The organism is Kitasatospora cinereorecta, assembly GCF_024172095.1.
Lineage (GTDB): Bacteria > Actinomycetota > Actinomycetes > Streptomycetales > Streptomycetaceae > Kitasatospora > Kitasatospora cinereorecta.
Window position 1 is genome coordinate 737,645 of sequence record NZ_JAMZDX010000006.1, and the last position, 13,863, is coordinate 751,507.

General features: G+C 75.1%; 11 protein-coding genes. 1 reads left to right on the forward strand and 10 read right to left on the reverse strand.

The features are described from left to right. Positions 1 to 5: 5 nt before the first annotated feature. The 10 genes from FHR36_RS32685 to FHR36_RS32730 are packed head-to-tail and all read right to left on the reverse strand — an operon-like array spanning position 6 to position 13,202. On the reverse strand, positions 6 to 1,178 hold the full coding sequence (locus FHR36_RS32685; RefSeq protein ID WP_253803161.1) for an NAD(P)/FAD-dependent oxidoreductase: 1,173 nt from the start codon (positions 1,176 to 1,178) through the stop codon (positions 6 to 8). Beyond that, a complete protein-coding gene (locus FHR36_RS32690; RefSeq protein WP_253803163.1) occupies positions 1,175 to 2,542 on the reverse strand; it encodes an NAD(P)/FAD-dependent oxidoreductase in 1,368 nt (455 codons plus the stop codon). Before FHR36_RS32690 ends, FHR36_RS32685 begins: the two co-directional genes overlap by 4 nt. Next, the gene (locus FHR36_RS32695) at positions 2,539 to 4,608 is read right to left on the reverse strand and encodes a molybdopterin oxidoreductase family protein (protein WP_253803164.1); all 2,070 of its coding nucleotides are present in this window, start codon (positions 4,606 to 4,608) and stop codon (positions 2,539 to 2,541) included. The genes FHR36_RS32690 and FHR36_RS32695 overlap by 4 nt, the downstream gene beginning before the upstream one ends. Beyond that, the gene (locus FHR36_RS32700) at positions 4,595 to 5,962 is read right to left on the reverse strand and encodes a nitrate/nitrite transporter (protein ID WP_253803166.1); all 1,368 of its coding nucleotides are present in this window, start codon (positions 5,960 to 5,962) and stop codon (positions 4,595 to 4,597) included. The genes FHR36_RS32695 and FHR36_RS32700 overlap by 14 nt, the downstream gene beginning before the upstream one ends. Next, a complete protein-coding gene (gene pcaB / locus FHR36_RS32705) occupies positions 5,959 to 7,350 on the reverse strand; it encodes a nitrosuccinate lyase (protein WP_253803168.1) in 1,392 nt (463 codons plus the stop codon). Before pcaB ends, FHR36_RS32700 begins: the two co-directional genes overlap by 4 nt. Further along, positions 7,347 to 9,317: an FAD/NAD(P)-binding protein gene (locus FHR36_RS32710; RefSeq protein ID WP_253803171.1), complete on the reverse strand. Its 1,971-nt coding sequence runs from the start codon at positions 9,315 to 9,317 to the stop codon at positions 7,347 to 7,349. Before FHR36_RS32710 ends, pcaB begins: the two co-directional genes overlap by 4 nt. Beyond that, positions 9,314 to 10,528 carry a 3-hydroxybenzoate 6-monooxygenase gene (locus tag FHR36_RS32715; RefSeq protein ID WP_253803174.1) on the reverse strand — a complete coding sequence of 405 codons (1,215 nt, stop codon included), beginning with the start codon at positions 10,526 to 10,528 and terminating at the stop codon, positions 9,314 to 9,316. The genes FHR36_RS32710 and FHR36_RS32715 overlap by 4 nt, the downstream gene beginning before the upstream one ends. Further along, positions 10,525 to 12,093 carry a class I adenylate-forming enzyme family protein gene (locus tag FHR36_RS32720; RefSeq protein ID WP_253803176.1) on the reverse strand — a complete coding sequence of 523 codons (1,569 nt, stop codon included), beginning with the start codon at positions 12,091 to 12,093 and terminating at the stop codon, positions 10,525 to 10,527. The genes FHR36_RS32715 and FHR36_RS32720 overlap by 4 nt, the downstream gene beginning before the upstream one ends. A 29-nt stretch (positions 12,094 to 12,122) precedes the next feature. Next, complete coding sequence (locus FHR36_RS32725; protein WP_308199702.1) at positions 12,123 to 12,704, reverse strand: SRPBCC family protein; 582 nt, start codon at positions 12,702 to 12,704, stop codon at positions 12,123 to 12,125. Positions 12,705 to 12,761: 57 nt separating this feature from the next. Beyond that, positions 12,762 to 13,202, reverse strand: a complete 441-nt coding sequence (locus FHR36_RS32730; protein ID WP_253803179.1) for a GNAT family N-acetyltransferase — start codon at positions 13,200 to 13,202, stop codon at positions 12,762 to 12,764. An 81-nt stretch (positions 13,203 to 13,283) separates the two neighbouring features. Here FHR36_RS32730 and FHR36_RS32735 point away from each other — a divergent pair, with 81 nt between their 5' ends. Next, a complete protein-coding gene (locus tag FHR36_RS32735; protein ID WP_253803181.1) occupies positions 13,284 to 13,667 on the forward strand; it encodes a VOC family protein in 384 nt (127 codons plus the stop codon). Positions 13,668 to 13,863 lie beyond the last annotated feature (196 nt).

The following is a 13,863-nucleotide window of genomic DNA, read 5'->3' on the forward strand; positions in this document are numbered from 1 at the left end:
GCCCCTCAGTGGTGAACCAGCGAAGCGCGGAGCGCGCCGTACTCGCTCGCGTCGCCCGCGAGGATCGCGCCGAGGAGGGTATGGCCGTCGGGGGCGAGGACGAGTTTGCGGTAGGTGCCGGCGCGGGTGTCGGTGGTGGCGAACTCGATCGCGCCGGGGGTGGTGGCGTGGGCGTCGCCGAGGCTGGCGACGTCGACGCCGAGGAGCTTGAGGCGGGTGGCGGTGTCGGCGCCGGGGAAGGGCGCGGGGTCGAGGCCGACGAGTTGGGCGGTGACGGTCTCGGCCATCCGGTAGCCGGGTGCCACCAGGCCGTAGCAGCGGCCGTCGACCGCGGCGCAGTCGCCGATCGCCCAGATCCGCGGGTCCGCGGTGCGGCAGTGGGTGTCGACGAGGACGCCGCCGCGTTCGCCGACCGGGAGGCCGGCGTCGCGGGCGAGTTCGTCGCGGGGGCGGACCCCGGCGGAGAAGACGACCAGCGGGGTGTCGATCCGGGTGCCGTCGCCGAGGCGTACGGCGGCGACGCGGCCGTCGGGGCCGGCGTCGATCGCGGTGGTGGCGGTGGCGAGGTGGAGCCGGACGCCGAGCTCGCCGATCAGCCGGGCGAGCACCGCGCCGCCGCCGTCGTCCACCTGGACGGGCATCAGGCGCGGCGCCAGTTCGACGACGTGCGGCTCCATGCCGAGCAGTCGCAGGGCGTTGGCGGCCTCCAGGCCGAGCAGTCCGCCGCCGATGACGACGCCGGCGCGGCCGGGTCGGGCGGCGGCGCGGATGGAGTCGACGTCGTCCAGGGTGCGGTAGCGGTGGCAGCCGGGCAGGTCGTGGCCGGGGACGGGCGGGACGAAGGGCCGGGCGCCGGTGGCGAGGACCAGGGCGTCGTAGCGCAGCCGGGTGCCGTCGGAGCAGTGGACGGTGCGGGCGGCGCGGTCGACGGCGACGGCGGCGGTGGAGAGCCGGAGGTCGACGGCGGGGTCGGCTAGGAAGGCGGGTCCGGCGAGGGAGAGGCTGTCGGCGCCGCGGCCGTCCACGCGCGAGGAGAGCGCCACCCGGTCGTACGCGGGGACGCTCTCCTCGGCGAGCACGATCACGTGCCAGGCATCGGTGCGGTCGTGGGATCTGAGGTCCTCGACCAGGCGGTGGCCGACCATGCCGTGGCCGGCCACGACGAGGGTGCGGGTCATACGGGTTGCTCCGTTCGGGGGCGGGTGCGGGCGGCCGGGACGGCGCCGGTGCCGGGGGCGGCCGGGTCCTCGCGGGCGAACGCCTGGCACAGGGCGCGGAGTTCGCCCGCGCAGCCGCCGCAGCCGGAGCCGGCCCGGGTGGCGGCGGTGAGCGCGGCCGGGTCGCAGGCGCCGGCGTGCCAGGCGGTGGCCAGGGTGCGGCGGGTGACGGTGGCGCAGTGGCAGACCACGGTGTCGGGGCCGGGTTCGGCGGCGCCGGGCAGGGCGGCGGGGGTGCCGAGCAGCAGGGCGAGCCGGTCGGCGGGGACCGGCAGGTCGCGGTCGTGGAGCTGGGTGACGGCGGCGACGGCGCGGGGGAGTCCGACGATCGAGGCGCTGACGATCCGTTCCCCGCGCAGGCCGAGGGCGGCGTACCGGCCGCGGGCGGGGTCGCGCAGGGTGAGCTGTTGGTCCCCGTCGCCGGGGGTGCCGATGGCCAGGGTGTCGGCGGCCGGGAGCCGGGTGACCGGGCCGGGGCGCAGCCGGGGGGTGGCGCCGGTGAGCAGCCGGGCCAGTGCCTCGGCCTGCTCCCAGCCGTCGCCGGGGGCGTCGGCGCAGTCGCCGAGGGCGTGTACGGCGGGGTCCGAGGTGCGCAGCAGGGCGTCGACGGTCACCGCGCGGTGGACGGCGAGTCCGGCGGCGCGGGCGAGGTCGGTGGTGGGGCGCAGGCCGGTGTCGAACAGCAGGGTGTCGGCGGGCAGCGCCTCGCCGTCGTCGAGCACCAGCGTGCCGGGGAGGTGTTCCACCGCGGTGCGGCCGGGCCGCAGGTCGACGCCGGCCGCGGCGAGTCGCACCGCGAGCAGGTCGGCTGCGTCGGGGTCGAGCAGCCCGTCCAGCAGGCGCTCGCCGGGGTGGACGAGGACGGTGTCGCGTCCGGTCCGCCGCAGGGCGAGCGCGGCTTCGACGGCGTACGGGCCGCTGCCGAGCACGGCCACCGGTCCGTCGCCGACGGCGGAGCGGGCGGGTGCGCGCAGGGCCCGGACGTCCCCGCCGAGGTGCGGGCCCGGCCGCCGGGGTCGGGCGCCGGTGGCGAGCACCAGGGTGTCGTAGCGGTGGACGGTGCCGTCGTCGGCGTGCACCGCGTGGCGGGCGCGGTCGATCCGCACCGCCCGGACGTGGTGCACCTCGGCGGTCCCGGCGGGGTGGGCGGGCAGGTCGGCGGCGTCGGGCGGCAGGGCGCCGGTCAGGACGGCGGTGGCCAGGCCGTGGTGGGTGCCGGGCCGGCCGAGGACGGTCAGCGGCCCGGTGTGTCCGAGGGCGCGCAGGCGGTGGACGAGGCGGTGGGCGGCCGGTCCGTGGCCGACGACGAGGACGCGGTCGTTCATGCGGGTTCCGCCGGGGCGATCCGGACGGCGCTGACCTTGAACTCGGGCATCCGGCTGCGCGGGTCGAGCGCCGGGTTGGTGATCAGGTTGGCCCGGCCGTCGCCCGGGAAGTGGAAGGGCAGGAAAACGGTGTCGGTGCGCACCGAGCCGGTCAGCCGGACGCGGGCGCGCACGGTGCCGCGGGCCGAGGAGACGTCGGCGAGGTCGCCGTCGCCCAGTCCGGCGCGGGCGGCGGTGTCGGGGTGGACCTCGACGAAGGGTTCGGGGGCGGCGGCGGCCAGTTCGGGGATCCGGCGGGTCTGCGCGCCGGACTGGTAGTGGGCCAGGACACGGCCGGTGGTGGCGTACAGGGGACGCTGCCCGTCGGGGAGTTCGGCGGCGTCGCGGTGGTCGACGGCGGCCAGGCGGGCGCGGCCGTCGGGGTGGGCGAAGCGGTCGAGGAAGAGCCGGGGCGTGCCGGGGTGTCCGGGTTCGGGGCAGGGCCAGTGCAGTGCCTCGCCGGCGTCCAGCCGGGCGTAGTCGATGCCGGAGTAGTCGGCGGCGCCGCCGCGGGAGGCGCGGCGCAGTTCCTCGAAGACGGTTTCGGGCACGGTGGGGAAGTGGTCGGCGCGCCGGCCGAGGCGGACGGCGAGGCCGTGCAGCACGTCCAGGTCGCCGCGTACGCCGGCGGGCGGGGCGAGCAGCCGGCGGCGGCGCAGCACCCGGCCCTCCAGGTTGGTCAGGGTGCCCTCCTCCTCGGCCCACTGGGTGACGGGCAGCACCACGTCGGCCATCCGCGCGGTCTCGGAGGGGACGAAGTCGGCGACCACCAGCAGGTCGAGGGCGGCGAGGCGGTCGGTGACGTGTCCGGCGCGGGGGGCGGAGACGGCCGGGTTGGAGCCGAAGACCAGCAGCGCCTTCACGTCCCGGCCGAGGGCGTCCAGCAGCTCGTACGCGCTGCGGCCCGGTCCGGGCAGCTCCTCGGGCGCGACGCCCCAGACGCCGGCGACGTGGGCGCGGGCGGCCGGGTCGGTGATCGAGCGGTAGCCGGGCAGTTGGTCGGCCTTCTGGCCGTGCTCGCGGCCGCCCTGGCCGTTGCCCTGGCCGGTGAGGCAGCCGTAGCCGCTGCCCTCGCGGCCGGGCAGGCCGAGGGCGAGGGCGAGGTTGATGAAGGCGGCGACGGTGTCGGAGCCCTTGCTCTGCTGTTCGGCGCCGCGCCCGGTGAGCACGTACGCGCGGTCGGCGTCGGCCAGCAGCCGGACGGCCTCGCGCTGTTCGGCGACGGGGACGCCGGTGAGCCGTTCGACCCGGTCCGGGGTCCAGGCGGCGGCGCGCTGCCAGGCCTCGGTGAAGCCGGTGGTGCGGGTGCGCAGGTAGCCGGTGTCGGTGCGGCCCTCGACCACGGCGAGGTGCAGCAGGCCGAGGGCGAGCGCCAGGTCGGTGCCGGGCGCGGGCTGCAGGTGGACGGCGGCGCGTTCGGCGGTGCGGGTGCGGCGCGGGTCGACCACGATCAGGCGGGCCCGTTCCAAGTGGCGCATCAGCGGGGGCATGGTCTCGGCCGGGTTGGCGCCGGCCAGCAGGACGGTCTCGGCCCGGCCGAGGTCGGTGACCGGGAAGGGCAGGCCGCGGTCGAGCCCGAAGGCGGCGATGCCGGCGGCGGCCGCGGAGGACATGCAGAACCGGCCGTTGTAGTCGATCTGGCTGGTGCCGAGCGCGAGCCGGGCGAACTTGCCGAGCTGGTACGCCTTCTCGTTGGTCAGCCCGCCGCCGCCGAACACGCCGACGGCGTCCGGGCCGTGGTCGGCGCGGATCCGGCGCAGACCGGCGGCGACGGTGTCCAGTGCGGTGTCCCAGTCGGTCGGGTGCAGGTCGCCGTCGGCGCCGCGCACCAGCGGGGTGCGCAGCCGGTCCCGGACGTCCAGCAGGGCCGGGGCGGTCCAGCCCTTCTGGCACAGCCCGCCCCGGTTGACCGGGAAGTCGGCGTCGGGCCGCACCTGAACCGCGCCGCGGGCACCGGTGAGGCGGGTGCCGCACTGCAGGGCGCAGTACGGGCAGTGGGTGGCGACCTGTGGTTCAGCCGCGGACACGGTCACGCTCCACTCTCCGGGCCGCCAGGGCCGGCTGGCCGGCCGGGCGCAGGTACACCGCGCGGGTGATCAGCAGGCACAGCGCGTAGAAGCCGAGGAAGGACCAGAACGCGCCCTCCCCGCCGCCGCCCGGGTGCCCGTAGGAGGCCCGGAAGACCAGGTTGACCGCGACCCCGCCGAGCGCGCCGATCGCGCCGGCGATGCCGATCACCGCCCCGGACAGCCGCCGGGCGCGGGCGAACTCGGCTGCGGCCGGGCGCCCTTCGAGCACCGCGCGCTCGGCCCGTGCCGCGAAGGCGGCCGGGATCAGCTTGTACGTCGAGCCGTTGCCGATCCCGCTCAGCACGAAGAGCACCGCGAAGCCGCCCAGGAACAGGCCGAGGGAGTGCCGGGCGGAGGCGGCCAGCAGCACCAGCGTGCCGCCGGCCATCGCGGCGAAGGTCCAGCAGGTGACCCGCGCGCCGCCGCGGCGGTCGGCCAGCCAGCCGCCGAACGGGCGGGCGAAGGAGCCCAGCAGCGGGCCGAGGAAGGTCAGTCCGGCCGCCTGCAGCGGGGTGGAGCCGAACTGGGTCTGCAGCACCAGGCCGAAGGCGAAGCCGTACCCGATGAAGGAGCCGAAGGTGCCCACGTACAGCAGCGAGATCCACCAGGTGTCGGCGGCCCGCAGGGCCTCCCCCTGGGCGCCGCGGTCGGCCCGGACCCGGGACTTCGGCAGGTTGTCCATGCCGAGCGCGGCCAGCAGCGAGGCCAGCACGATCAGCGGCAGGTAGACGGCGATCACGTACGCCGGGTGGCCGGCGCCTGCGGTGGAGATCACCAGCAGGCCGATCAGCTGGACGGCGGCGACGCCCAGGTTGCCGCCGCCGGCGTTCAGGCCGAGCGCCCGGCCCTGGTAGCGCTGCGGGAAGAAGGCGGTGATGTTGGTCATCGAGGAGGCGAAGTTGCCGCCGCCGAGCCCGGTGGCCGCGCCGATCAGCAGGAACACCCACAGCGGGGTGCCGGGCCGCTGGACGAAGACGAACGCGGCCAGCGCCGGCACCAGCAGCACCGCGGAGGCGAACACCGTCCAGGTGCGGCCGCCGAAGCGGGTGACCGCCCAGCTGTACGGCAGCCGCAGCGCCGCGCCGACCAGCGTGGGCACCACGACCAGCAGGAACTTCTGGCTCGGGGTGAAGCCGAGGCCGATCGCCGGCGACATGAACAGCACCAGCACCGACCACAGGCTCCACACCGAGAAGCCGATGTGCTCGGAGAGCACCGACAGCGCCAGGTTGCGCCAGGCGACCCGGCTGTCGCCCCGCCGCCAGGCGAGGTCGTCCTCCGGATCCCAGCGTTCGAGGTCGCGCGTCCTCATGGCTTCACCGCCCGGTCGACCAGGGCGCCCGCGGCGCCGGTGTACGCCGTCGGGTCGCACAGCGCGGCGACCCGTTCGGCGGAGAGCAGCCCGCTGCCGGCCAGGACCTCGGCCAGCGGCACTCCATTGCGGGCGGCCTCGGCGGAGGCCGCGCTGAGCAGATTCCGGGCGGCGGCCCGGCCCAGGGTGGGGGCGAGCACCGCGGCGATCCGCTCGGAGACCATCTGCCCGCCGGTGAGCTCCAGGTTGGCGCGCATCCGCTCGGGGTCGACCTGCAGCCCCTCGGCCAGTTCGGCCGCGGTGTGGGCGGCGCCGCCGGCCAGCCGCAGGCACTCGCGCAGCGGCAGCCACTCGGCGTGCCAGGCGCCGCCGGAGCGCTCGTCCTCGGAGAGCAGGCAGCCGGTCAGGATCGAGGCCAGCGCGGGCAGTTGCAGGGCCGCGCTGCGGATCAGGGTGGCCAGCACCGGGTTGCGCTTGTGGGGCATGGCCGAGGAGGCCCCCCGCCCGGCGGCGGTCGGCTCGGCGACCTCGCCGACCTCCGTCCGGGTCAGGGACTGCACGTCCACCGCGATCTTGCCCAGCGCGCCGGTGGTGAACGCCAGCGCCGCCGAGAGATCCGCGACGGGGGTGCGCAGTGCGTGCCACGGCAGGACCGGGCGGGCCAGCCCGGTCTCCGCGGCGAAGGCGTCGACCAGCCGGTCGACGTACCCGCCCGGGTCCCGGCTCTCGGCCGGGCCGTCCAGGCGGGCGAACTCGAGGTAGCCGGCCAGGGTGCCGGCCGCGCCGCCGAGGGAGACCGGCAGGCCGCCGTCGAGCACCGCGGCCAGCCGCCGGTCGGCGTCCAGCACCAGCTGCCGCCAGCCGGCCGCCTTCAGGCCGAAGGTGGTCGGGACGGCCTGCAGGGCCAGCGTGCGGCCCGCCATCACGGTGTCCCGGTGCTCCTCGGCCAGCGCGGCGAGCGCGTCGGCGGTGCGGGCCAGGTCGGCCCGGATCAGCCGCAGCGCCCGCTGCGCCACCAGCATCGCGCCGGTGTCGAAGACGTCCTGGCTGGTCGAGCCGCGGTGGACGTACTCCGCCGCCTCCGGGTGCTCGGCGGCGACCACGCGGGTGAGCGCCTGCACCAGGCCGACCACCGGGTTGGCCGTCTCCCGGGCGGCCAGGGCCAGTTCGCGCAAGGAGAAGCGGTCGGCGCGGGCCGCCGCGGTGATCGCGTCGGCGGCCCGCGCGGGCACCGTGCCGAGGCCGGCCTGGGCGCGGGCCAGCGCCGCCTCGGCGTCCAGCATCGCCTGCAGCCATGCCCGGTCGCCCACGGCCTCCTCGACCGGGGTCCCGGCCCGGACCGGCGAGAGCAGGCCCGAGTCCGTCCCCGGGAACGGCTGCCCGGTCATACCAGCACACCCCGCAGGTCGGTCTCGGCCGGCTGCGGCCGGACCTCGGCGGGCACCTGGGCGACCGGCGGCAGCGCTAGCAGCGCGCGGGCGATGGCGTCCGAGTCGCCGAGGGTCACCGAGTCCACGCCCGGCCGGATGCCGGCCGCGGTCACCCAGTGCACCGACTCGGTCGGGATGCCGTACGCGAAGCGGCGCGGGTGCGCCCGGCCGCGGGCGTCCAGCAGCCGGTACGGCCGCTCCGTGACGGCCAGGCCGCCGGTCTCGTAGCTGCCGCCGGCCGCGCCGCCGATCCGGTACGTGGTGCACTGCTCGGTCTCCAGCAGGTGGCGCAGCAGCGGGTCGGCGGTGCGCCGCAGGTCGGGCTCGGGCAGCCGGGCCTCGACCAGCACGCTCGCCCGGACCGGCGGGCCGGGGACGGTGCGCGAGTGCGCCACGAACGCCGGGTCGTCGGTGTCGATGCGGATCTCGGTGTCCGGTCCGATCAGCTCCAGCACCCCGGCCTCGACCAGGGCGATCAGCTGCTCGATCCGGCTCGCCGGCGGGCCGATCGACAGGAAGGCGTTGAGCGGGGTGTACCAGCCCTCCAGGTCGTCGCGGTGCGAGTCGCCGTCCAGGCCGCCGTGGTCGACCGCCTGGCGGATCTCGTTGCGCAGGTCGCGCAGCACGTCCAGGGCGGCCTTCAGCGGACCGCTGAGGTTGCCCTCGCGGGCGGCGACCACGTCCTTGGCCAGGTAGTCCAGCAGCCAGCTGCGGAAGGCCGCGCGGTCGGCGAACTCCAGGCCCCGGTACGGGCGGGAGAGCTGCTCCCAGTCCCAGCGCTCGTCGGCCGGCACGCCGTACGCGTCGAGCACCGCGGCCGGGTCCTCGGCGGTCAGGAAGCGCCCGGTGAACTCCTCGCGCTCGGCGTCGCGGCCCTTCGCGGTGAGCAGCGCGCCGTAGTAGACGCTCTCCACCTCGCGGGAGATCAGCGGCCACAGGTCGGTGGAGAACTGCACCGGCCGGCCCTCGCGGGAGCGCTCGCGCATTCCGGCGATCAGCTCGGGGGTGAGCAGCCGGGGGAGGTAACGGCCGTACGCGCCCTTCTCGTTCTCGCCGCGGGCGTGGTACGGGATGCCGCGCCGCGAGGTGGCGTACAGCTTGGGCTCCTCGCCGCTGGCGCGGTAGACCAGCCGGCCGTCCGCGCCGCGCTCGAAGGCGCCGCCGCGGCCCAGCGTGAACAGGGCCATGTGGTCGAAGAAGTTCAGGCCGAGGCCGCGCAGCAGCACGTTCTGGCCGGCCATCGCGCCCACGTGGACGTCGGCCGGGTTGGCCGGCGGGACGTAGGTGAGGTGGTGGATCCGGGCCAGGCTGGCCGCCTTGGCCTCGCGCGGCGACAGCCGGGCCGGGACGTGGCCCTGGGCCATCACGATCGCGTCCAGCCGGTTGAGCCGGGTGCCGTCCTCCAGCCGGACGCCCTGCGGGCCGCCGGGCACGCCGTGGGTGTCGGCCATCGCCACCACCCGTGAGCGGTGCACCCGGACGGTGACGTGCGCGGGGGCGGCCGCCACCACGGCGAGGAAGGAGTCGTGCAGGTAGCGGCCGTAGAAGGCGCGGGTCGGGTAGGTGTTCGGGCCGAGGTCGCGGGCCTCGGCCAGCGTCTCGTCGTCGTACTCGCCGGAACCGGCCAGGTCGGCCAGGGACTTCGCCCACTCGTAGAGCGTGGGGCCGGGCTCGATCGGGCCCTCGACCCGCACCGACTCGTCGGTGTAGACGGTGATCTGGGCGGCCACCGTGTTCATCAGCAGGTGGCGGGACTGGCCGGTGCGCCAGACCCGGCCGGCGCCCGGCGCCGAGGGGTCGACCACGTGGATGGTGACCTCCCCGCCGGAGTCGCTGCGGCGCTCGTTGGCGCACAGCCGCTCCAGCACCGACAGGCCGCGCGGTCCGGCGCCGATGATGCAGACCTGCAACTGACGGGCGGTCATGACCGGTCTCCATTCGTACGCTTGTCCATGATGCCGAACTCCCTTGCGCCGTGCATCCATTCGACCTGATCGTGCAGCTCGTCCTCGGACAGGCCGCGGAGCAGGGCGTTGCGCCGCTCGGCGTCCTCGCCCGCCGGGTGCCAGAGCCGGATCGAGTCCCGGGCGGTGAGCTGGACCCGGGCGGTGCGCTCGCGCCGCTCGGCGTTGTACTTCTCGAAGCGCTGCGGGAACTCGTCGGCCGAGCAGTCCAGCAGCTCGCCGAGCAGCACCGCGTCCTCCAGGGCCTGACAGGCGCCCTGGGCCGCGTAGTGCAGCATCGGGTGGGCGGCGTCGCCCAGCAGGGTGACCCGGTCGTCGGTCCAGGTGTCCACCGGGTCGCGGTCGATCAGCACCCAGGAGCGCCAGCCCTCGCCGAGCTCCAGCAGCCGGTGCGCGTCCTCGCCGAGGCCGGCGAACTCCGCCCGCACCTCGTCCTTGGTGACCGGCACGTTGGCGGTCGCCTCGACGGCGTGGTTGTCGCTGGAGGCGGCCAGGTTCAGGTACTTGCCGCCGGCGATCGGGTAGTGGACGAAGTGGCAGTGCGGGCCGGCCCACCAGGTCACCGAGGTCGACCAGCGGATCTCCTCCGGCACCTGGTCCATCGGGATGACCGCCCGGTACACGGTGATCCCCGAGTTGCGCGGCGCGCCGTCGCCGACCAGCTGCCCGCGGATCGCCGAGTGGATGCCGTCGGCGCCGATCACCGCGTCACCGGTGATCCGCTCGCCGTCCGCCAGCAGCACGCTCGCGGTGCGGCCGTCCTGCTCGTAACCGGCCACCGTGGCGCTGCTGCGCAGCTCGATCCGCTCGTCGGCCAGGCAGGCGTCCAGCAGCAGCGAGTGCAGCTCGGCGCGGTGCACCACCACGTACGGGTTGCCGAAGCGGGCCAGGTAGGTCTCGGTCAGCGGCAGGCTGGTGACGTGCTCGCCGGTGACGCCGTCCATGAAGCGCAGCTCGCGCATGTGGACGGCGGAGCCGCGCACCACGTCGCCCAGGCCCAGCTGCTCCAGGGCGTGGATGCCGTTGGGGGCGATCTGGATGCCGGCGCCGATCTCGGCGAACTCCGGGGCGCGCTCCAGGACCAGCGCCCGGTGGCCCCGGCGGGCCGCGGCGAGCGCGGTGGCGAGGCCGCCGATGCCGCCGCCGACGATGACGATCCGTGCCTCGGTCACCGGGTGCCTCCCGCGGCCAGCAGGCCGGCCAGCTCGATCCGCTTGATCTTGGTGGTGGCGGTCTGCGGCAGCTCGCCGAGCTTCCACTGCACCGGCGCGGCCATCGGCGGCAGGGTCGCCGCGGCGGCCTTCCAGGCGTCCAGGTCCAGCGGCACGTCGTCCTTGGTGCACACCACCGGGACGGCCCGGCCGTCCGGGCCCGGGATGATCACGACCTCGGCCAGCTCCTCCAGCCGGGCGAACAGGGTGTCCTCGGCGGCCAGCGTGGAGCCGAAGCCCTCGATCACGTCGACCTCGCGGTCCAGCAGGTGCACGCAGCCCCACTTGGTGCGGTAGCCGACGTCGCCCATCCGCCACCAGCCGTCGTTGACCTGCCGGTCGTAGCGCTCCTGCTCGCCCAGGTAGGTGACGATCCGGCCGTCGCTCTTCACCTCGATGAAGCCCGGATTGGTCGCCGACGGCGGGTTGCCGTCCCGGCTGACCACCCGGATGTCGGTGAAGCCCGGGAAGGGCATGCCCACGCAGCGGCCGTCGGCGTCCAGGCCGCGCCGCCGGGAGAACGACCGGACCACGGCCGGGCCGATCTCGCTCTGCCCGTACAGCTGGCCGAACACCGGCGCGGTGCGCTCGGAGGCGTTCAGCATCGTCTGCACGGTGCGCGGGTGGATGGCGTCGAAGGTGGAGGAGAACAGCTTCACGTTCGCGAGCGGCCTGCGCGGATCCCGGGCCAGCTCCTCCCACTCCATGAAGGAGTTCGGGTGCGCCTCCAGGATGCCCGGCTTCAGCTGCGCGAACAGGTCGCCGACGTGCGCCGGGTCCGAGTCGGCCAGCACCAGGATCGGGAAGCCGCGGAACAGCGAGATCGCCAGCGCGGTGATCAGCCGGGAGTGGACGAAGGAGACATGCATCGCGATCGTCTCGCGCCCCGGCAGCAGCGGGCGGACCACCGCCGCCTGCGGGCGGTAACGCGCCTGCAGCGTACGGCCGGTGTGCACGGCCAGCTTCGGCGTGCCGGTGGTGCCGGAGGTGTGGGTGATCAGCGTCGGGTGCTCCGGCGGCATGGTCACCGGGGCGACCCGCTTCGCGCCGGCCAGCCCGGCCAGCTCCACGGCGCCCGGCCAACTGCCCTTGGTCAGCAGCACCTTGTCGGCCAGGTCGAAGACCTCGGCGGGCAGCTCGTGCTCCAGCTTGGTCTGGTCGGTGACCAGGAAGGGCTCGTCGGTGCGGCGGACCAGCTCGGCCACGGTCGCGCCGTCCAGCTTCGGCGACAGCAGAACCGGGACGGCGCCGATCCGGGCCGCCGCACAGGCCAGCAGCGTGATGTCGAACGCGTCCGACTTGTAGACCACCACCCGCTGGCCCGGACGGACCCGGGCCGCCCACAGCCGCGAGGCGAAGTCGTCGATCAGGTCGGCGATCTCCGCGACCGTCGCCCGCCGGCCCAGGCCCGGGGCGATGTCGAGGTCGTGGTCGAGGATCACGACATTGGCACCGTGCTTCGCCGCGGCCCGCTCAAAAAGCGTGCCGAGTCGGATTCCCCGGTTTGCAATGCGCTGAAGAAGCACCTTTCCGCCCTCTCATCCGCGGGAAGCGATCAGTTCTTTTCGATGACGAGCTTGATGCGTTCCAGGGTCACGCCGAGATCGTGCTCCAGCTTGATTCCCCAGTCGGTGAAGAACTGCTTCTTCTCCACGTCGTCCATTTCGGCGGTGATACCGCGGATGCCCTCGGTGGCACCGTCCATCCGGAAGTGGTGCACCAGCACGGTGCCGCCCTCGCCGTCGGCCGCCACGTCGAAGCCCCAGACGCTCTGCTGCGCCTTGCCCTTGCTGTCCTGCATCGCCCAGCGGAAGGTGCGGCCAGCCTCGGCCGCCACCACCTCGGCGTGGGTGTGCCAGGTGCCGCGGACCACCGGCGCCCACGAGACGACGTCCTCGCTGCGCAGGTTCTCGCCGCGGAACACCGAGCCGACGGCGCCGGGCTCACCGGAAACCCATGCGCCGCCCTGGCATTCCGGGCTCCATTCGCCGCTGCGCGGCAGGTCGCTCACCACGGCGTAGACCGCGTCCGGCGCGGCGGAAATCCGGCGCTCGGCGCGGACCTGGAAAAGCGGCGTGTTCGGATGTGTGTTTTCGCCCATGGCCGGAATCCTGGCCAGCGCCCCCGAGGGGGTCAAAGGTGCCCGGGCGGGTCCGTCAAGTCCGCGGACCGACCTGACACAGCCCGCGGCGGGTCAGACCTCCAGCCCGAAATGCAGCGCCGTCACCGCCATCCGGTGCGCGTGGTAGAAGCGGTGGGCGCCGTGGTTGGCCGTCCCCGAATCCAGCTCGATCCGGACGCAGCCCGCCCGCCGGGCCCGCTCGGCCAGCGCCGCGAACAGGAGGCCGCCGACCCCGGTGGAACGCGCCGCGGGCGCCGTCACCAGGTCGTCGACGAAGAGCAGCCGGCCGCGGCTGGTCGCCAGCACCCGGTGCCCGGCCACCGCCAGGCACGCGCCTCCGTCGCCGTACGCCGCGGTGAACACCAGGCCCTGCGCCTGCGCCTCGGCGGCGAAAGCGGTGAACGCCGCCGGGGTGAGCTGCGGGCGCAGCACCCGGATCAGCGGGGCGACGTCCCGCTCCAGCGCCGGATCGCCCGGCGCCAGGTCGACGATGTCCGGTTCGGTCGGCTCCACCGGGGTTCCCCCTTGACTTGAAGTGGGCTTGAGGTTCTACGGTCGGTGACGAACCGCCACCGTCCGAAGGGAAGTCGCGCCATGCCGGTCCAGCTGAACCACACCATCCTGTCCGCCCGGGACAACCGGAAGTCGGCCCACTTCCTCGCCGAGATGCTCGGCCTGCCCGCGCCGGTGCACTACGAGCCGTTCATGGTGGTCCAGTTGACCAATGACGTGTCGCTCGACGTGCTCCGGGTGGACGGCCCGATCACCCCGCAGCACTACGCCTTCCTGGTCTCCGAGGAGGAGTTCGACGAGATCTTCGGCCGCGTCAAGGAGCGCGAACTCCCCTACTGGGCCGACCCGTTCCACCGACACCCGGACCGGATCAACACCTGGCACGGCGGTCGCGGCGTCTACTTCGACGACCCCGACGGCCACAGCCTCGAGGTGATGACCAGGCCGTACGACATCGGTCAGTGACCCTGGGGTCCGTCTTCGGACCCTACGACCGCCGGCCGCGGCGGCGCGCCCCGACCTGACACAGACGCGGCCGCGCAGCGGCGGCCGGGGGCGCCCCGGGGTTAGCGTCGGCGCATGATCGGGATATCGGGGCCGGTGTTCCGGCCGGGCGACGACGGCTACGACACCGAGCGGACGGGCTACAACCTGGCGCTCA